This window comes from Candidatus Binatia bacterium, assembly GCA_023150935.1.
Classification (GTDB): Bacteria; Desulfobacterota; Binatia; order HRBIN30; family HRBIN30; genus JAKLJW01.
This window is the reverse complement of record JAKLJW010000063.1, coordinates 1-18117: the sequence shown is the minus strand read 5'-3', so window position 1 is coordinate 18117 and position 18117 is coordinate 1. Positions and strand designations below refer to the sequence as shown.

General features: G+C 68.0%; 12 protein-coding genes and 1 pseudogene. 7 read left to right on the top strand and 6 right to left on the bottom strand.

Going from position 1 to position 18117, the window contains the following annotated elements; all coding sequences use genetic code 11:
• Positions 1-12: 12 nt before the first annotated feature.
• Complete coding sequence (locus tag L6Q96_22005) at positions 13-3450, bottom strand: UvrD-helicase domain-containing protein (GenBank protein MCK6557224.1); 3438 nt, start codon at positions 3448-3450, stop codon at positions 13-15.
• Positions 3441-6650 carry a PD-(D/E)XK nuclease family protein gene (locus L6Q96_22000; GenBank protein ID MCK6557223.1) on the bottom strand — a complete coding sequence of 1070 codons (3210 nt, stop codon included), beginning with the start codon at positions 6648-6650 and terminating at the stop codon, positions 3441-3443. The genes L6Q96_22005 and L6Q96_22000 overlap by 10 nt, the downstream gene beginning before the upstream one ends.
• A 127-nt stretch (positions 6651-6777) precedes the next feature.
• Between L6Q96_22000 and L6Q96_21995 the strand changes: the two genes are divergently transcribed.
• The 3 genes from L6Q96_21995 (at position 6778) to L6Q96_21985 (ending at position 8822) form a co-directional block, all read left to right on the top strand.
• Positions 6778-8022 carry a TCR/Tet family MFS transporter gene (locus L6Q96_21995; GenBank protein MCK6557222.1) on the top strand — a complete coding sequence of 415 codons (1245 nt, stop codon included), beginning with the start codon at positions 6778-6780 and terminating at the stop codon, positions 8020-8022.
• Between the two features lie 148 nt (positions 8023-8170).
• Entirely contained in the window at positions 8171-8446 is a 276-nt protein-coding gene (locus L6Q96_21990) for a ribbon-helix-helix domain-containing protein (protein MCK6557221.1), read from the top strand.
• Complete coding sequence (locus L6Q96_21985; GenBank protein MCK6557220.1) at positions 8433-8822, top strand: type II toxin-antitoxin system PemK/MazF family toxin; 390 nt, start codon at positions 8433-8435, stop codon at positions 8820-8822. Before L6Q96_21990 ends, L6Q96_21985 begins: the two co-directional genes overlap by 14 nt.
• A gap of 57 nt (positions 8823-8879) precedes the next feature.
• Here the strand turns inward: L6Q96_21985 and L6Q96_21980 are convergent.
• Positions 8880-9473, bottom strand: a pseudogene (locus L6Q96_21980) (carbamoyl-phosphate synthase large subunit).
• Between the two features lie 326 nt (positions 9474-9799).
• Between L6Q96_21980 and L6Q96_21975 the strand changes: the two are divergent.
• The gene (locus L6Q96_21975) at positions 9800-10432 is read left to right on the top strand and encodes a hemolysin III family protein (protein MCK6557219.1); all 633 of its coding nucleotides are present in this window, start codon (positions 9800-9802) and stop codon (positions 10430-10432) included.
• A gap of 99 nt (positions 10433-10531) precedes the next feature.
• On the opposite strand, the gene L6Q96_21970 is transcribed toward L6Q96_21975, so the two are convergent.
• From L6Q96_21970 to L6Q96_21960, 3 genes are all read right to left on the bottom strand, one after another.
• The gene (locus L6Q96_21970) at positions 10532-12241 is read right to left on the bottom strand and encodes an ATP-binding cassette domain-containing protein (protein MCK6557218.1); all 1710 of its coding nucleotides are present in this window, start codon (positions 12239-12241) and stop codon (positions 10532-10534) included.
• Entirely contained in the window at positions 12238-12435 is a 198-nt protein-coding gene (locus L6Q96_21965) for a hypothetical protein (GenBank protein ID MCK6557217.1), read from the bottom strand. Before L6Q96_21965 ends, L6Q96_21970 begins: the two co-directional genes overlap by 4 nt.
• Positions 12436-12859: 424 nt before the next feature.
• Positions 12860-13354, bottom strand: a complete 495-nt coding sequence (locus L6Q96_21960) for a hypothetical protein (GenBank protein MCK6557216.1) — start codon at positions 13352-13354, stop codon at positions 12860-12862.
• A 372-nt stretch (positions 13355-13726) separates the two neighbouring features.
• Here L6Q96_21960 and L6Q96_21955 point away from each other — a divergent pair, with 372 nt between their 5' ends.
• The 3 genes from L6Q96_21955 to L6Q96_21945 all read left to right on the top strand — a co-directional run bounded on the left by L6Q96_21955 (position 13727) and on the right by L6Q96_21945 (position 17997).
• Positions 13727-14164: a PKD domain-containing protein gene (locus L6Q96_21955; GenBank protein MCK6557215.1), complete on the top strand. Its 438-nt coding sequence runs from the start codon at positions 13727-13729 to the stop codon at positions 14162-14164.
• Positions 14165-14429: 265 nt separating this feature from the next.
• Positions 14430-17144 carry a cation-transporting P-type ATPase gene (locus L6Q96_21950; GenBank protein ID MCK6557214.1) on the top strand — a complete coding sequence of 905 codons (2715 nt, stop codon included), beginning with the start codon at positions 14430-14432 and terminating at the stop codon, positions 17142-17144.
• Positions 17145-17484: 340 nt separating this feature from the next.
• Positions 17485-17997: a hypothetical protein gene (locus L6Q96_21945; GenBank protein MCK6557213.1), complete on the top strand. Its 513-nt coding sequence runs from the start codon at positions 17485-17487 to the stop codon at positions 17995-17997.
• Positions 17998-18117: the final 120 nt, after the last annotated feature.

Sequence of the window (18117 nt, the reverse complement as noted above, 5' to 3'; positions counted from 1 at the left end):
CCACGCCCCCACTCACACCCCCAACACCACCCCGCGCGCGGGCTGTCCGGTGGCGCGGGCGATGGCCGCGGCGTACAGCGCTACCTGACGCCTGTAGGCGCCGACCGCCGGCGCGTCGAGCCGGTCGGTCTTGAAATCGACGACCGTCCACAGCACGCCGTCGAAGTACGCCAGATCGACCACGCCCTCGACGAGTTCTCCCTCCTCCAACGCCAGGGCCACGGGAGTTTCTCGGCGGCAGTTCCCGCAGGCCGCCGCGGCGCGCGCCGCCTCGAGCAAGGGATGGGCGAGGGCCGCCACCACGGCGGTAACCGCGTCGGAGACTTCCTCGGCCGGCGCGCCGACGAGCCGCGCGTGCATTGCGGCAATGCCGGCAATGGCGGCGGCGTCGGCCTGTAGCGGCGTCGCCGCAAGCATCGCGTGAACCAACACCCCGAAGCGTGCGCCGGTTGCGCGCCCGGGAATGCGCGCCAACTCGCACACCTCGACTGCGGGCGCGCCGTCGTCACCGGTGGCAGCTACCTCGGTCACTACACGTACGGTCAGCGCCGGACGCGATCCGTCAACGACCGCCGCGTCGCGGTCCTCCTGCCAGGCCTCGAACCGACAGCGGTCCGCGTCGACGACTTCCTCCGGCGCCTCCTTCCCCAGCAGGTCCTCCTGTCGCAGCCCGCGCCGCGGCGCACCTTCGAGTGCCAGGACAGCCGGGTCCCACCACACCACGCCGTAGCCGTCGAAGAGGTGCAACCCGGGTCGTACCGGCGCGTCGTCCGTTGGCCTATGGTCGGGGCGCCTGAGGACGCTGTCGCCGCCGAACGGCGGGCAGGCCGGTGCCAGTACCGCCGCCGTACGCCGCTCGCGTGGTGGATAGATTGCCCGGTTGAGCGGCGCGATCCAGCCGCGTTCGAACGGCTCGTCCCCGACGGCGGGTACCACCAGCAGATCCCGCGCCCGCGTCGCGGCGACGTAAGTGATCCGGACGCCTTCGGCGAGGTCGCGCGCGGCCTCGATGGCCTCGTGCTCGATCAGCTCGATCGGGGCCCAGCCGGCGAGCCGCAAAGCGCAGATTCCGCGGGCCGGGTCGAGATGGCGGGCGACCGGACCGGCGAGCTTGGCGGTCATGTCGGCGAGGATGACCACGGGAAACTCGAGCCCCTTGGCTTTGTGCACGGTCATCATTCGCACGCCTTCGCTGCCCTCTTCGAGGATCGGCGCATCGGCGGTCGAGCGCGCGTTCGCGTCGTGCCGCAGCCGCTCGACGAAGCTGCGGAACGAACCGGCTCGCCCCGCCTCGTGCACCCGCGCGAGTTCGGTGAGGTGCAGCACGTTGGCGAGGGCCTGCTCTCCCGACGGCCGGAGTGCAAACCCGGCGTGCGCCCGCGTGGCGGCGAGCAGGTGGGCGAGCGTGTCGGCGACGGGCCGGCGGTTGCGCATACGGTGCAGCTCGGCCAGCAGCGACAGCGCCGCGGCGATCGGCTCCAGAGTCGGAGCGCTCTCCGGCGGCGGCGGATGCAGCGGGTGCGGCTTGCCGAACTCCCGCCGATAAGCCAGCAACGCGGCATCGTCGACCGCGAACAGCGAGCCGCGCAACGTGGCAAACACCGCCAGGTCGTCGCCGGGCCACTCGATCGCCGTCAGCGCCGCGCGCATGGTTTCCACTTCCTCGCGGGCGTGGAAGGTGCGGCCGCCAACGAGCAGATGCGGGACGCCGCGCCCTTCCAGCGCCCGCTGGTAGCCGCGCGTCATATCGTCGCCGAAGCTCTCGAAACGCCGAAACAACAGACACACGTGCCGCGCCGACACCGCTACACGCTCGCCCGGGCGCTCCCGTTCGGTAACCGTCCAGCCGCTTTCGGCGAGCAACCATTGCACGAACGCCGCCACGGCCTGCGGCAACGACTCCTCGATGGCACGCCCGGCGACGTTGCGCTTGCCGTATGGCGCGGGAACCGGCAACGCCACCGCCGACGGCTGGCCGTCGGCGTCGTCGCGAAACGCCGCCAACGGCACGTAGTCCGCCTGCAACGTGGCCGCGTCGCCGGTCATAATCGGCGCGAAGGCGTCGTTGACGAGTCGCTGTATGGCCGGCACGGCGCGAAAGCTCGTCGTGAGCTGAACTTCGTTTGCACCGTTGGCGAGCAACAGCGTCTTGACGTCGACGTACATGCCGACATCGGCGCGCCGAAAGCGGTATATCGACTGCTTCGGATCGCCGACGAGAAACAGCTTGCCCGGAACCGGAACCGTCAGCCGCCAGTCCCGTTCCCCCGGATCGGCAGCGGCGAGCAAGAGGAGGATCTCCGCTTGCAGCGGGTCGGTGTCCTGAAACTCGTCCACGAACAGGTGCGTGAAACGCCGCTGGAAGTCGGCCCGAACGCCGTCGCAGTCGCGCAGCAGAGCGCGGGCTCGCAGCAGCAGATCGGTGAAGTCGAGAACACCCTGGCTTCGCTTGAGCGCCTCGTAACGCTCGACGACGACGGACAACTCCTGCTGCACCGCGGCGGCAAGGTCGGCATCGGCGTCGTTGGCGAACGCCGCGAGGGCACGCAGGAACTGGGCGTGGGCGTTGCTGACCGCCGCGCGCGACACACCCGGCGCGTAGAAATCGCCCCAGCCGCCGCGGGGGTGGTTGAACGTGTAGTCCCGCGCCAGCCAGACGAGCCGCGCTTCGAACACGTCGTCGTCGCGGGCGCCGATGGCCGCGGCGCGAACGACCTCGTCTCGCAGCGTGCGGGCCAGCGCCGTGTCGCGGTAGAGATTGTCCTTGGCCGGCTGTGCGCAGCGGTCGGTCAGCGAAGCGAAAGCGCAGAGTTGCGCGACGAGATCGGTGAGTGCCGCGGATCGATCGAAGGGGTCGCGGCGCCACGGGGCGGGAAAGTCGCGCCAGTCCTTCAGCGCGCCGGATGCCATCCGCAACGCCTCGCCGGGGGACTCGTCGTTGGCGCGGCGCCGGCGCCGTAGCGCCCGGCGCACGCCTTCCGGCGGGTGGTCGAGGCACTCGTGCAGCCAGCGTGCGAACGCGGTGTCGTGCAACGCCTGCGCGTCGGGTTCGCGCAGCACGCGGAATTCCGGATCGACGCCCGCTTCCACCGGCCGCTCGCGCAGTAGATCGGCGCAGAAACCGTGAATGGTGCTGACCCGCGCCTCTTCGAGGCGCGCCAACGCCTCGTCGAGCGCGTGTGCTTCACGGCCACCTGCCGGCAAGCCCTGACGGGCGGTTTCGATTTCCGCCCGCAGGCGGAGTTTCAGATCGCCGGCGGCCTTTTCGGTGAACGTCACCGCGACGATACGGTCGATCCCCGTCCGATCCGCCTGCAAGACGGCGACGATGCGACGAACCAGCGCGGTGGTCTTGCCCGTGCCCGCCGCGGCTTCGACGACCAGGTTACGGTAGAGATCGGTGTAGATGGCGTCGCGGGCCGCGGCGTCTGCCAGCGTGGTCATGGACATTCCCGGATCCGCTTGAGCTGCGCCAGCCGCCGCTGGTCTTTGCGGGCGGCACGTTCCTCTTCGTAAGGTCCGCATACGACGGCGAACTCGCACCGCGAGCATTCTCCCGGCTGGGGAGCGGGCGGCAGGAAGGCGTCGGCAATGCTCTTATCGATGGTCTGCAACACCGCGACGGCGCTGTCGCGCGCCACCTTGTCGAGTCGCACGACGTGCTCGGCGAAGCCGCCGCGCGTCGAACAGAAGAAGAGGCGCGCCTCGCTCACCGGCTGCCCGAGCGCCGCCTCGGCGACCAGGCCGTACATGACGGGTTGGAGAATCGCGCCACCGCCGACGACGGTACGGGTATTGGCGGAGCCGGCCCCCGTCTTGTGATCGGTAACGCGCAAGGTCTTGCCGTCCCGATGCCGTTCGACGAGGTCGATGGCGCCGCGCAGGATCGCGCCGCCGGGAATCGGCACGGGCGTGTGGATACTGGCCGGATCGTGGCGCGCGTCCACCGGCAGCCCGAAGGCGAGTTCCGCGTGCCGGAACTGCCAGGCGCGGTCGGCGGCGAGACACCGCAGCCACGTGCGCAGGTCGTCCCGAAGCGCGGCGATTTCTTCGTCCCACACGCGTGGGATGGGCGGCATCAGGAGATCTCGGTACCGATCGGCCGTCGCGGCGAGGATCTCGTCGAGGCACGCATCGGCGCGCTCCGGGGAGGCGGCGCTCAAGGGCAGCAGCCCGCCGGCGGCGAGGGCACGAAGAGTGCGCGCCTGCGCCTCGTGAACCAGTAAGCCGCGAGTCGCGGGCGACAGGCGCTCCGGCGTGTCGGGGGTGCCGGGCGGCGTCAAACCGTAGATGGTCGCAAGGTAGAACTGATACGGGCAGCGGGCGAACCGCTCGAGCGCCGACGCCGAATACGGCCGCGCCGCGAGACGGTGCGGTTCGAGCGCCGCCGCGGTCGCCGCGGTCGACTGCACCAAACCGTCGAACGCGGACCACGCCGGTTGTTGCCAGCGGGCATAGCGGCTACGCAGGGAGCGGCCGAGGTGCTCGTTGAGGGCGAGTAGATACCGGGCTCGCCCGTAACAACGCGTGCGCTCGGTTTCGCGCAGCAACGGACCGAGGATCGCCAGGTCGTGTTCCATGGCGTCTATCGCGCCAGCCGGATCGTCGGGCGCCGGCCACGCGAGGCGGGCGCCGGTGGCGCCGGCGAGCTGGCGTTCGAAGGCGTCGACGTTGGGAATGCGTCCGAGAATCGCGCGGGCGACGTCGAGTCCGTAGAACGACGCCACCCGCGGCCGTGCCTCGACGACGTCCACGCGCGGATAGGAGAGGTAAAGACGCCGCGTGGCGGCGCCGACGCCGAGCCGCAGGCGCAGCCGCTCGCGCTGGACACGGTCGGCCTGCACGGCGAGGTCGGGGGAGAGCTGCACGCGCAGGGCGTCGAGGAGGAGCGGGTCTTCACGGGGGCGTTGCGGAAAGACCCGCTCGGCGAGTCCGGGGACGAAGACCACGGCGAAGGCGCGGCCGCGAACGTCGTCGAGGCTGCCGACGAACACCCGCCCGTAGCGCGACGCCGGCGGATCGGTGGCGATCGTCGTCAGGCGCTGCGCCAGCACTGCGCGAACCTCGTCCAGACCTACAGGTCCGGCATTACCGAGCGGGCGCAACTCGTCGAGGGTGGCGAGGACGCGCTCCGGCGCCGCGAGCACCTGCGGCGCCAGCACGGCGAGAGTATCGAGCCACGCGGCCCACGCCGCCTGCGCCGGCAAACCTGCGAGCGCCTCGATGACCGGCAGGGCAAAGGCCCGAAAGCGCGCGATCTCGGCGAGATCGTGCTCGAGTCGTGAAAGGCGCGAGGAATCCGGATCGTGCCGGCATGCGGCCTCGAGTTGGGAACGAAGCTCGGCTGCCAGACCGTCGAGGCGGCGGGACCATCGGAATACGGCCGGGAGCCCTGGGCTCGTCGGTGGTCGGTCGTCGGGCGTCGCGGCGTTCGTCTCCGGTCGTTCATCGATAATCGGCCGCCGTTCGGAGAGAGCGTCCGGCCCCACGGCGTAGCCGCCCAACCCGCCGGCGCCCTGTTCGTCGGGCGCCTGATCCAGCGATAGATACTCGTCGAAATCGCTGGCCGAGCAGCCGTTGGCGGCGCAGGTGAGCAGGGCGAGGAAGGCGCGTCCGGCGGGATCGGGTAGCCGGGTGCCGTGTGCGAAGTACGCCGGGACGGTCGCCCGCGCGAAGGCGGCATCGAGCAGCGGTACGTAGGGGTCGGACGCGCGCAGCAGCACGGCCATATCGTCGAACGGCACACCGGTACGCGCCTCGCCGAGCACGGCGCGCGCGATCTCGACGCACTCGCGTCCTTCGCCGGGGGCAGAGAAGAAGCGCACGGTGTCGTCGAAGGCGTCGGCCGGCGCGGCCGCGGCGGCGAAGAGATGGTGGCGGAGGCGGGTCAGGCTCGACGCGTGGGAGTCGGCTGGCGTTGGCCGTCCACGCCCGGCGGCGCGCGGAACGCCGATCGCGCCGGGATCGCCGGACGGCTGAGCGATGCAAGCGCGTGGCGCCGCGGCCACCAGCGCCGCGAGAAACTCGCGATCGGCACGCGCGTCGGCGGCAACGTCGAGCAGGAGCGTGGGCAGGCCGACCAGTGGGTCGCCGCCGTTGCGGACGGTAGCGGTAGCGAGCCGGAGCAGCGTGGCCCGGTCGGCGAGCGCGGCGGCATCGTTGTAAGCCTCGAAGGCCGAGAGCAGGACGGCGAGGTCGGGACCGGGGGCGGGTTCGGCCGCAAGCGCGGCGGCGGTGACGCCGCTACGACGCAGCGCCTCGACGGTTGCGGCGAGGTTGCGGGCGAAACCCGGAAGCCGGGCGACCGGCCGGTAATACGCCAGGCGGTCGGCGGCCAGGGCATCGAACGTCACGCGCGTGGCGATGGCCTCGGCGGCCAGCCCGCCGGCGGCGGCAAGGCCGCGGACTGCGAGTTCGGTGCGTGCGAAGCGGGTCGCGAGCTGGAACGTTGTGAAACGGTGCAGGCCGAAGCTGGCGCCGCGCGCGGCGCTCAGGCCGCGCGCCAGCTCGTCGATGGCCGTGCGGGTGGCGCCGATCAGCAACAGCTCGGTTCCGGCCGGGAAGCCGGCGACGAAGTTGCGCGCCGCCGCCACGCGATCGGCGGCGGCGGGCGATTCGATGACGTCGATGTGTGCGCTCGCGGAGACCACGATGGGCAGCCAATACCCATGCCAGCGGGGAATTCCAATGCGCCGGCGCACGGAACGCTTGCCGGCGGCCCACCTTTACTCGCCGGCCGCGATACGGCTAGGTTTCGGAGCTTGGATTCCGGCCGATATGACAGCTAACGCAAACGCCGCGGCGCCGCGTGCGCGGACGCCGGCGGTGCCGTTCATTCTCGTCACCGTACTGCTCGATATGCTGGGCATCGGCATCATCGTGCCCGTACTGCCCAGCCTGGTGACGTCGATGTACGGCGAGGGCATCAGCGCCGGGTCGGCTGTGTTCGGGTGGTTCGCGGCCTCGTATGCGCTGATGCAGTTCGTCTTCTCGCCGGTGCTCGGCAACCTGAGCGATACCTACGGGCGGCGCCCGATCATCCTTCTGTCGCTGTTGGGGGCCGGGCTCGATTACATGCTGATGGCGTTTGCGCCGACTTTGAGCTGGCTCTTTTTGGGCCGACTGATCTCCGGCATCACCGGGGCCAGCGTGACCGCGGCCAATGCGTACATCGCCGATGTCAGCACTCCGGAACAACGGGGCCGCAATTTCGGTCTGGTCGGCGCGTGTTTCGGGGTTGGGTTCGTGCTGGGCCCGGCGTTGGGCGGTTTGCTGGCCCGCTTCGGTTTGCGGGCGCCGTTCGTCGCGGCGGCCGTGCTCAATCTCGCCAACGCGCTGTACGGATTCCTGGTCCTGCCCGAGTCGCACGCGCCGGAACGCCGCCGACCGTTCGCCTGGCGCAAGGCCAGTCCGCTGGCGGCGCTGGCAGGGCTGCGAACTCACCCCGCCGTGTTCGGGTTGGCCGGCGTGGTCGCTCTCGAGCGGCTGGCGCACGATGCGCTGCCGAGCACCTGGGTGCTGTACACGATCTATCGCTTTCAGTGGTCCGAACTGGAGGTCGGTCTGTCGCTGGCGGTCGTGGGCATCATGTCGGTGATCGTGTCGGGTGGGTTGACGGGGGTACTGATCGCCCGCTGGCAGGAGCGACGCGCGCTGCTGGTGGGCTTGCTGGTGAGTGCGGCGAGCTTCGTGGCCTACGGGTTGGCGACTTCCGGGTGGATGCTCTACCTGACGATCGTCGCCGGCAGCCTCGGATCGATTGCCGGGCCGGCTATCCAGGCGCTGATCACGCGCCGGGTCGGACCGGGGGAACAGGGCGCCGTGCAAGGTGCCCTGAGCAGCGTTCGCGGCGTAACCGGTATCGTCGCCCCACTGATGGCCACCGGACTGTTCGGATATTTCACGTCGCCGGCCGCACCGGTGCAGATACCTGGCGCCGCGTTTCTGGTGAGCGCGGCGCTGCTCTGCGCGGCAATCGGCGTCGCGGTTCGCATTCTGCGGACTATTCCCGAGTCCGGCTGACAGCAGTTGGTCGATCGTCGTCCGTTGCTCCTGAGCCGACCCGCATAACCGCCAACCCCCTCAAGCCCCAGGCCCCGGGAACAGGGTCGGTACACCAAACTGGTTGACCATCCAGGTGTACACGTCTAGGCTCATGCCGATGAAGGCCGTGAAGCGAAAGACCGTGATCAATGCGGAGACTGCGCAGATCGAGCGCGTCGAGGAGCTGGTCGCCGCAGGGCGGTACCGAACCGTATCCGAGTTCGTGCGGGAGGCGGTGCACGAGAAGCTCCAACGGATCGAGCAGGATCGCATTGCCGAGGCGGTAGAGCGTTACTGCGCCGCGGGCCATGCCGACGAGGACGGCGACCTGGTTGGTGCGCAGGCGTTTTCCCCGGGACAGTTGCCCGGGCGACCAGGCCGGAGGCGCGGTGCAACGCGGTGAAGTCTGGTGGGGTAGCCCACCATTGCCAGGCGGCTCGCACAAACGGCGTCCGTTCCTGATCGTGTCGCACGATGCCTTTAATCGCAACGATCGTTACCCGAAGGTTCTGGTTGTGCACCTGACCTCGACCCAGCGAGGTGGCGACGAGTACCCCTGGGAGGTTGTGCTCCCTCGCGGCGTTGCCGGCCTGGCGGTGACGAGCGTGGCAAAGTGCGGCGAGATTTACACGTTGCTGAAGGGCCACCTGTCGGTGCTCGCCGGGACGGTGCCGGCGGCGTACATGACGCGCATCGATCGCGCCCTGGCAACCGCGTTGGCGCTGGGCACATTCTCCAGAGGACCGCAGACCGATGCTCCACCCTCAAGCGCCGCCTGATGGCCCACCGCGTTGCCCCCCAGGCCCCCAAGCCCTCAGTGTCCCCCGGGGCCCCCCTCACCAGGTATCCACACAGGGCCGCTTCTTGCGTTCGCGCGGGGGCGGCGGAGGGGTTGCCCGCAGCAGACTCAACACCCGGTGCCGCGACTCGGCCGGGTCGATGACGTCGTCGATTTCGAAGTGGGTTGCGGTGTTTAACGCCTTGCCGTGCTCGTAGGCGCGTCCGACCATGTACTCGAACAACTGCTTGCGCTCGACCGGGTCGGCGACCGCTTCGAGTTCCTTGCGGAAGCCGAGCTTGACGGCGCCCTCGAGGCCCATGCCGCCGAACTCCCCGGTCGGCCACGACACGGTGAACAACGGCGCCTTGTGGCTGCCGCCGGCCATTGCCTGCGCGCCCAGTCCGTACGCTTTGCGCAGTACGATGGTGAAGAAGGGTACGGTCAGACTGCCGCCGACGACGAACATCCGACTCCAGTGGCGGACGATCGCGGTCGCTTCGGTTTCGGGACCGACCATGATCCCCGGCGTGTCGCAAAGGAAGAGGATCGGGATGTCGAAGGCGTCGCAGAGTTGCATGAAGCGCGCTGCCTTGTCGGCGCCCGGGCTGTCGATCGCGCCGGCGAGCACGGTGTAGTCGTAAGCCAGCACGGCGCAGCGGGCGCGGTGTGCGTCGAAACGATCGCCGTTCACGGTCCCCACGCCGGCGACCAGGCCATCGGCAGGGGTGCGCGCGATCAACTCGTCGACCGGACGCCGTTGCCGCTGCGCCGCGATGGCCAGCGCGCTATTTCGACGAGTTTCTGATGACGGGGGCGGGGTGCCGGATGCAGTCTTGAACCTTGAAAAGCGATCCGGGCGCGCCCGGCCCGGCCGGACGGTTCCGATCGCACCGGCGGGCTATCGTTTCCCGATCGACGCTATTCGCTCGCTTTCCGGCGGCAGACTGCGTAGTGTCGTCGTCCATGAACTGGCGCGTGAAGGAACCGTTCAACAGTTACTCGCACATGCTCGGTGTGTTGTTGTCGATCGTGGGGTTGGTGGCGCTGGTGGCGACGGCCAACGGGCCGCGGCGGGTGATCGGGTTTGCCGTCTACGGGACGAGCCTGGTGCTGTTGTATGCGGCGAGTACTATCTACCACGGCTTGCACGTCTCGCCGCGAGTCGAGGACTGGCTGCGGCGCTTCGATCATATGGCGATCTTCGTTCTGATCGCCGGGACCTACACGCCGGTGTGCTTGGTGACCCTGGGCGGCGGGCTGGGATGGGGCCTTTTCGGGGTCGTGTGGGCGCTGGCGGCCGGTGGCATTGCGCTCAAACTGTTTTTCAATCACCTGCCGCCGTTGCCGACCGCGGCGGTCTATCTGGGCATGGGTTGGCTGGCGGTTGTGGCGATCGGTCCGCTCGTGCGCGCTCTGCCCCCCGAGGGCTTTGCGTGGCTGGTGGCCGGTGGGCTCGCGTATACGGTGGGCGGCGTGATCTACGGCCTGCGGCGTCCGGACCCGCTACCGGAGTTGCTGGGACACCACGGTGTATTCCACGTCTGCGTGCTCGCCGGTAGCATCGCGCACTTCGTGTTCATGATCGGGTACGTGCTGCCGGCCGCGTGATTGGCGGCGTCAGGCTCGTTGCGCGTCGTTCGTCTGCTCGTCGTTCGTCTGCGGTCGAGGTCACGGGAGGGCGAGGCTCTGATATCTTCGCTGTCAGCGTCAGGTCCGGTCCAGATCGGTCCACTCCCACGCGCCGTCGTCGGACAGCGTGAGCCTCGCCTGGTGTCCGTTGCGGGCATCGTCCGGCTTGCCGAAGGTGACGTAACCGATACCGCGTTCGGCGAGCAGTCCGTGGACGGTTTCGACCTCTGCGGCGTCGAGGGCGGTACTCGGTCTTTGCAGAAAGACGAAGTTGGGTGCGGCCAGCAAGACGCGCGCGACGGCCAGCAGTTGCTGCTCGCCGAGGCCAAGGATGTTGTCCCAATCGCGTTCGACGTCGAGCCCGCCCGCTCGGACCACAAGTTTATCGAGGCCAAGCAAGTGCAGGGTTTCTTCGATGAGCGCATCGGAAATCTCGCTGTCCTTGCCGGTGCGAACCAGAACCTCGCGCATGGTACCCGGCGGGAGATAAGGGCGCTCGGGGAGGAAGACGACCGCGTCGAGGCCGGGGTGGACGATCCGGCCGCTGCCCCAGTCCCAGATGCCGGCGGTGGCGCGGAACAGGGCAACCTTCCCGGTGTCGCTGGGCCCGGTGACGAAGAGCCGGTAGCCGCGCGGAATGGACGCGGAGAGGTCCTTCAACACGATGCGCCCGTCGCGGGGCGAGCGCAGGGTCAGGCGATCGTAAACGATCGGGCCGTCGGCCTCGACGATTTCGATCGCCGAGAGGTCTCGCCAGGTCGTGTGCTCGACGGCATCGACGAGGTCACTGAGACGGGCGAGCACCGCGGCATAAGAAGAGATCGATTGGAACTGGGTGACGATCAGGGAGAAAGCCCCGAGGAGTTGGGCGAAGGCCATTGCCGCCTGGGTGATCACGCCGAACTCAACCTGGCCGCGGATGAACAAAGGCGCGACGAGGACGGTCGGGATGATCTGGATGAGATAGCTGTATCCGGTCGTGAAGAAGCCGAGATTGCGGTTGACGGCGATGATGCGTTTGAGGTTGGCGACCAGACCGTCGACCCGCCGGAGGAGGCGCGCGGTCAGGCGGCGCTCGCGGTGGAGCAGCGCTACCGACTCGGCGTTCTCGCGGATGTGGATCAGCTCGGCCCGGAAGCTCGCTTCCTTGTCGAACTGGTTGTAATTGAGCCGCACCAGCGGGCGGCCCAGCGCGATGGTCGCCAGGGAGCCGAGAGTCGCGTAGCCAACCGCAACTCCGAAGAGCGTCGGACTGATCGACCAGAGCACGCCGGAGAACGCCAGAATGGTGAAGGTGCCGTTCAGCAGCATGAGGAAGAACGACAGCGTGGTGACGGTGAAGGTGCGCACGTCTTCGGCGATGCGCTGGTCGGGGTTATCGATCGTGCCCTGCTCGCGCAGCCGGAAGTAGGTGCGGTTGCCGACGTAGGTCCTGACGAGCTGGCGCGTGAGCCACTCGCGCCAGAGCAGCCCGAGACGCTCTTCGACGAACCGGTAGAGGACGGCGACCATGGTGGACGCCGCGAAGACCACGACGTACACGCCGGTCCAGTACCAGAACATCCTGGCGTTGCGGTTCTGGATGGCCGTCATGAAGTCGCGTCCGACGTAGCTGTTGAGAACGTTGAGACCGTTGATGCCGACCAGGAAGAAGATGAGGAGCCAGAACAGGACGATGGCCCGGTCGCCGACTTCGGACGACGCGAAGTTCCTGACGGCGCCCCGCAGGCGACTCCAGTTGAGGCCGTCGAAGGAGAAGACGTGTTCGTCGGGTGCGGGGCTGGTCATTCTTGCTGCGCCGGCGGATCGAGGTTACGCAACCGCCAGCCTCCCGCCACCCCGGGAAAAGCGGCTGGGGCCGGCTTGTCGATGTCGGCGCTGACCACCCCCATGCCCGCGCGTCGGCGGCGCTCGGCGACGGCGCGACCGATCGCCGCGGCGGCGCCGTCGACTACAGCGACCTTGCCCTTGAAGTCCCGCATGTCCACCCTCCCGTGACCCGCTGGCGTCTTTCCTTCGCGCGCCAGGCCGATCAGGTCAAGAACGTAGATGGAGGGTGTAAGGCTGTGGAGGGGGGCGGGACGTCGAGAAATGCGGCGTCCCGCCCTTAGTAGTGATGGGCACAATTACGGCGACGTATTCCGTACGACGCTTCCCGTTCGCCCCGAGTAGCCCCGTTTTCTCAGGGGCGTATCGAGGGGCAGCCTGGCGAGCGGCTTTGCGGCCCCGCCCCTCGATATGCCGCCGAAAAGATGGCGCTACTCGGGACGAACTGAATACGTCGCCGGACTAATGAACCGGAGTACTTAGCGGGGGCTCAGGACAGGCTTCGGGAGGGCCGCCGCAGGTTACGGTTCTGCGTGAAAACCCGTTGGCTCCGTAACGAACGGCGACCGACGAATCCCGTCACGCGGCCCGGCGGTTTCCGGTGCGACCGCGCAGGCAGACCCGGCCGGGGACGCGGACGTTGTTGCGCACGCGCGGCAGCACCTTGTTCGCCGGAGTGTTGGCGGCCTTCATCCGGTGCAGTGCCTTGCGTACCGCGTCGGGATTCAGCCCCAGCGTTTCGCACACGACGTCGAAGCAGAACGGCGACGTCCGCCGCCGCGAGTCGATCCACAACTGGGCCTCGTCGACGAGCGTGCGGCGCTTGCCGAGATAGGCGCGAATGCCGTCCTCGAGAACCGCCAACATGAGTGCCCGGGTTCCCGTCAGCGGCCCGCGCCGCGATTCGCCGCCGCCGAGTGATTCGACCCTTATCAGGTCGATCAGATCGTCGTCACTGTCGAATCCGCCGCCATGCGCCCGCGGTCCGCCGCTGCACGATATTTCCGCGTCGTAACCGAAACCAACCGATCCGCTGGACGCGCCCGATTCCTTGCCGTCGAAATCCGTCGTCATGATTGCCTCCTGTTTACCGGCACGCTGGCCGTTCCTGAGAACCCGTAGGAGCAGCGGCCGTGCCACGCCCAGGCATGGTTTGCCGTTGATTCATCAGGCCCCAAGGGCCGTCCGAACGCCGGCTGAGCGGTCGTTTTGGGCCGCGGTGCCCGGCTGTATTGGACCGACGGCGAAGGGAAGTGGCTGGGAGGGTTGCTACGCGGTTATCCGGGCCGGCTCATGAAATCCCGTCTGCCTCGATGCGCGCCGGAGAACGGCGCTCCGACGAAAGCGCCGTCCTTCGACGATCGACGAGCATCTAACATTGGCTTTCCTCGGGGCCGATGCTGGTGTAGCGTGCCGCGCCGAACTCTCCAGAAGAAGGAGGCAACGATGCAGCGACGGACCCTGATGGCAGTGTGTTGTGTGGCTCTACTGGTGGCAGCGGGAAGCGGGCCTGTGGCGGCACAGGACTCGCCGAAGGAGCTGAAGGAACTCGACAAGCTGGAGGGATACGATCAGCTTCCCGGCGAAAAGGGCGTGAAGGAGGCAATGGAAGCTGTACCGGACCAGCCGATCGAGACCGTCATCGTTTGGTCCGAGGCGAAGCCGACCAGCGGGAAGGCGCCGTTGACGGTGGAGTTCAAGGCCGATCAGATCCCGGCCGCCGCGACTTACGAGTGGACGTTCGGTGACGGAACCGCCAAGGCGCAGGGTGCCACCGCCTCCCACACATACGCCAAGGCCGGCACGTATCGCGTCGTGCTGAAGGTCGCCGGTGCCGGCGGCCTGCTCGGGCAGGACGAACACCGCATCAAGGTTACGCAGTAGCGACTGACCGCGCCGGGGCTCGGCGGAGCCCCGGTGTGGCGTTCGCTTGCCGCAGCGGGAACCGGGGCGCCGCGAGGGTGCCCATGGCGGTCCTGTTCGCCCTCCTTCTCGTTGCTCACCGATGCGGCCGCGAATTACCGGCGACCGCGCCGGCGCTCGTCCGACGATGCCATAAAGCATTGCCCGGGGGGCAATGGAATTCAGTCCCGGTGGAGTCTCGGATTCGTTGCCCGCCTCGGGTAAGAGTTCAGCGGAGGTCCTGGCGATGCGGGAAGAGACTGACAACCGTATGGACAGGTCGGCCTGGCACGCCTCCTCGGCGGACGATGTTCTGCGCGAAGTGGGCGGAACCCGTGAGGGGCTGTCGCAGTCCGAGGCCGAGCGTCGCCTCGCGCAGGACGGACCCAACCGGCTGACGCCGCCGGCGCGGCGCGGGCCGTTGGTGCGCTTCCTCCTGCAGTTCCACAACGTGCTGATCTATGTCCTGCTGGTTGCGGCGGCGATCACCGCCTTGCTGGCGCACTGGGTGGACACCGGCGTCATCCTCGGCGTCGTGGTTTTGAACGCGTTGATCGGTTTCATTCAAGAGGGTAAGGCCGAGCGTGCGCTCGATGCCATCCGCGGCATGCTCTCGTTGCACGCGACTGTCCTGCGCGGCGGTCACCGGCGCGAGATCGAGGCTGAGGATCTGGTCCGCGGAGACATCGTACTGTTGCGCTCGGGCGACAAGGTTCCCGCCGATTTGCGCCTGATTCACGTTCGCAATCTCGAAATCGACGAGGCTGCACTTACGGGCGAGTCGGTTGCCGCCGAGAAGGACGTAACTCCCGTGTTGGCCGAGGCCGCGCTTGGGGACCGTTCTTCGATGGCATACTCGGGTACCCTGGTGACGTACGGTCAGGGTACGGGAGTGGTTATCGCCACGGGCGACGCGACCGAGATCGGCCGCATCAGTTCGATGCTTGCCGAGGTCCGGGAACTCACCACCCCGTTACTGCGGCAGATGTCGGCTTTCGGCCGCTGGCTGACGGCGGCGATCCTCGTGTTAGCCGGTTTCACGTTCGCGTTCGGGCTTCTCGTTCAGGAGTACGCGCCCGGCGAGATGTTTCTTGCCGCCGTCGGTCTCGCCGTTGCGGCGATTCCGGAAGGCCTCCCTGCGATTATGACCATCACCCTGGCGATCGGCGTGCAGCGCATGGCGGGCCGCAACGCCATCATTCGCAGGTTGCCGGCCGTAGAGACCCTCGGTGCCGTCACGGTGATCTGCTCCGACAAGACGGGAACGCTCACCCGCAACGAAATGACCGCCCGTACTGTGGTCGCCGCGGAGAACGTTTACGATGTCGCCGGTGCGGGCTACGACCCTCACGGAGCGTTCGACATCGACGGCCGTGAGATCGACCCGGCGGAAGATGCCGTGCTGTTGCAGATCGCTCGCGCCGCGGTGTTGTGCAACGACGCGCACTTGCGGCAGAGCGACGACGCATGGGTATTGGAAGGGGCGCCCACGGAAGGCGCGTTGCTCACGGTTGCCGCCAAGGCGGGCCTCGACGAGCAAGGGGAGCGGGAGCGCTTCCCACGGACGGACGCGATCCCGTTCGAGTCGCAGCATCGCTTCATGGCTACGCTGCACCACGATCACGAAGGGCGGGGGATGATATACGTCAAAGGCGCACCCGAGCGGCTGCTGGATATGTGCGCGTGGGAGCTGACCGGGAACGGCGAGGTTCCGCTGGAGGCGGCAAAGTGGCAGCGACACGTCGAGGCGCTGGGAGCGCAGGCGCAGCGTGTTCTCGCGGTTGCGTGCAAGAAGGGGGTCGCCGGTCAGACCGAGTTGCGATTCGAGGACGTCGATGGCGACCTGACGTTGCTTGGGCTCTTCGGCCTCATCGACCCGCCGCGAGAGGAAGCGATCGCCGCCATCGAGCACTGTCAGCAGGCGGGCATCCGCGTGAAGATGATCACCGGCGACCATGCCGTCACGGCCCGGGCCATCGCCGCGCAACTGCACCTTGCCAACGATCGGGACACGATTACCGGTCCCGATCTCGATCGACTCGACGATGCGGCTCTGCTGGAGAGGGTCACGCAAGTCGATGTTTTCGCGCGCTCGAGCCCGGAGCACAAGCTGCGTCTCGTCGAGGCATTGCAGAACTGCCGTCAGGTGGTGGCGATGACCGGCGACGGCGTCAACGATGCGCCGGCACTGAAGCGCGCCGACGTCGGCGTGGCGATGGGCAGGAAGGGTACGGAAGCCGCGAAAGAGGCGGCAGAGATGGTTCTTGCCGACGACAACTTCGCGTCGATCGCCCATGCCGTCGAAGAGGGGCGCGCGGTGTATGCCAACCTGCAGAAGGCCATCCTCTTTATCCTCCCGACCAACGGCGGCGAGGCGCTGACGATCGTGTCGGCCATCCTGCTCGGCCGCTCGCTGCCAATCACCGCCGTGCAGATCCTCTGGGTGAACATGATCACCGCTGTTACTCTGGCTCTGGCCCTCGCCTTCGAGCCGATCGAACGGGGTACGATGCGCCGCCCGCCGCGCCGGCCAGACGCCCCGATTCTTTCGCCGGCGCTGTTCTTTCGCTTCGTGTACGTCAGCCTCATTCTCGTCGGCGGAACCTTCGGCCTGTTCTTGTGGGAGCGGGCACAGGGGGAGAGTCTCGAGGTCGCCCGCACGGTGGCGGTGAACACGCTGGTAATGTTCGAGGCATTCTATCTGCTGAATGCCCGCTTCCTTAACGAGCCCTCGTACACCCGCAACGGGCTCTTCGGCAGCCGCCCGGTATTGCTTGCGATCGGACTCGTGCTGGTATTTCAGTTACTGTTCACCTACCTGCCGGTGATGCAGGTGCTGTTCGAAACGGCCGCCATCGACGTCGCTGCCTGGATACGGATCGTCGCCGTTGCCGCGACGGTGTTCCTGGCCGTCGAAGCCGAGAAGGCCATTCGCCGGCGGGCGCGTACGGGTGCGGCATGAGGAGAGCGACCGGGTAATCGCGGGCAACGCCGCGGGCTAACACCCCAGCCCACAATCCGTCGACGATCTTCGCGACTCGGTTGGGTCGACCACCGCGATAGAGCCGGCGCGCAGGATTTTCGTGCGCCATCGCCGCGGCTGGTAGCACGGTCCTCGATACTGGAGACGATGCGTTCCTGGGTCGACCCTTGACCGCGTATTCGGCGGCGTCGTAAGAGACTCGCGGCCGGCGATCTTTCCGGTCCTTGCCGGGGGCGCGGGGCATCTCGTACTCCGGCCGGAGAGCGAGGTTTGCTCTGGCGGTGTCAGCTCACGGACGAACAGGAGAAGGGGTGCGGACATGACGAAATCGGTTGCGAAGGTTGCGTTGGTTCCCGTGTTGATCTTTTCGGCGTTGGCGTCGATGGCCGGGTGTTCCGCCAGGGAGTCGGAGCACGTTGCACCTACCGGGCAGCCGGTCGCCAGCGTCGGCAAGGTCGTGGTCACCGTCGCGCCGTCACTGGCGGCCGACAATAAGACGATCATCGACGAGGTAAACGGACTGCCGCGCCTGCGGGCGGCGATCGAAGGCGAGTTGTCGAAGAAGGGTAAGCTCGACGAGAACAGTCCGCGTGTGCTCAACGTGGAGATCACGGACTTCCGGTTGCGCTCGGGCGCGTTGGTGTTCTGGCTCGGGATCATGGCGGGTGTCGATACTCTCGACGTGGGCGTGCAGGTGCGTGACGGCGAACAGGTGGTGCGCTCGTATACCACCGGCGTGGGCAGCAGCGGCATCGCCGGCGGGTTGACGTCGTCGTCGCGCTTCCAGCCGATGGCCGACGTCGTTGCCGAGCGCGTTGTCGAACAGCTCTAGGAGCCTGTCGGAGAAAGCGGCCCCTCGCCCTCCCCATCTGAATTCTGCGCACGGTGCGAAGAAATCTTCAGGCCATGGAGCGGCAGTGCCTTCCCGTTCGTCCCGAGTAGCGCCTTCTTC

Excerpts from the sequence above, each read along its gene's own strand:
- L6Q96_22005 (MCK6557224.1), bottom strand. The coding sequence starts at position 3,450 with ATGTCCATGACCACGCTGGCAGACGCCGCGGCCCGCGACGCCATCTAC.
- L6Q96_21995 (MCK6557222.1), top strand. The coding sequence starts at position 6,778 with ATGACAGCTAACGCAAACGCCGCGGCGCCGCGTGCGCGGACGCCGGCG.
- L6Q96_21970 (MCK6557218.1), bottom strand. The coding sequence starts at position 12,241 with ATGACCAGCCCCGCACCCGACGAACACGTCTTCTCCTTCGACGGCCTC.
- L6Q96_21965 (MCK6557217.1), bottom strand. The coding sequence starts at position 12,435 with ATGCGGGACTTCAAGGGCAAGGTCGCTGTAGTCGACGGCGCCGCCGCG.
- L6Q96_21960 (MCK6557216.1), bottom strand. The coding sequence starts at position 13,354 with ATGACGACGGATTTCGACGGCAAGGAATCGGGCGCGTCCAGCGGATCG.
- L6Q96_21955 (MCK6557215.1), top strand. The coding sequence starts at position 13,727 with ATGCAGCGACGGACCCTGATGGCAGTGTGTTGTGTGGCTCTACTGGTG.
- L6Q96_21950 (MCK6557214.1), top strand. The coding sequence starts at position 14,430 with ATGCGGGAAGAGACTGACAACCGTATGGACAGGTCGGCCTGGCACGCC.
- L6Q96_21945 (MCK6557213.1), top strand. The coding sequence starts at position 17,485 with ATGACGAAATCGGTTGCGAAGGTTGCGTTGGTTCCCGTGTTGATCTTT.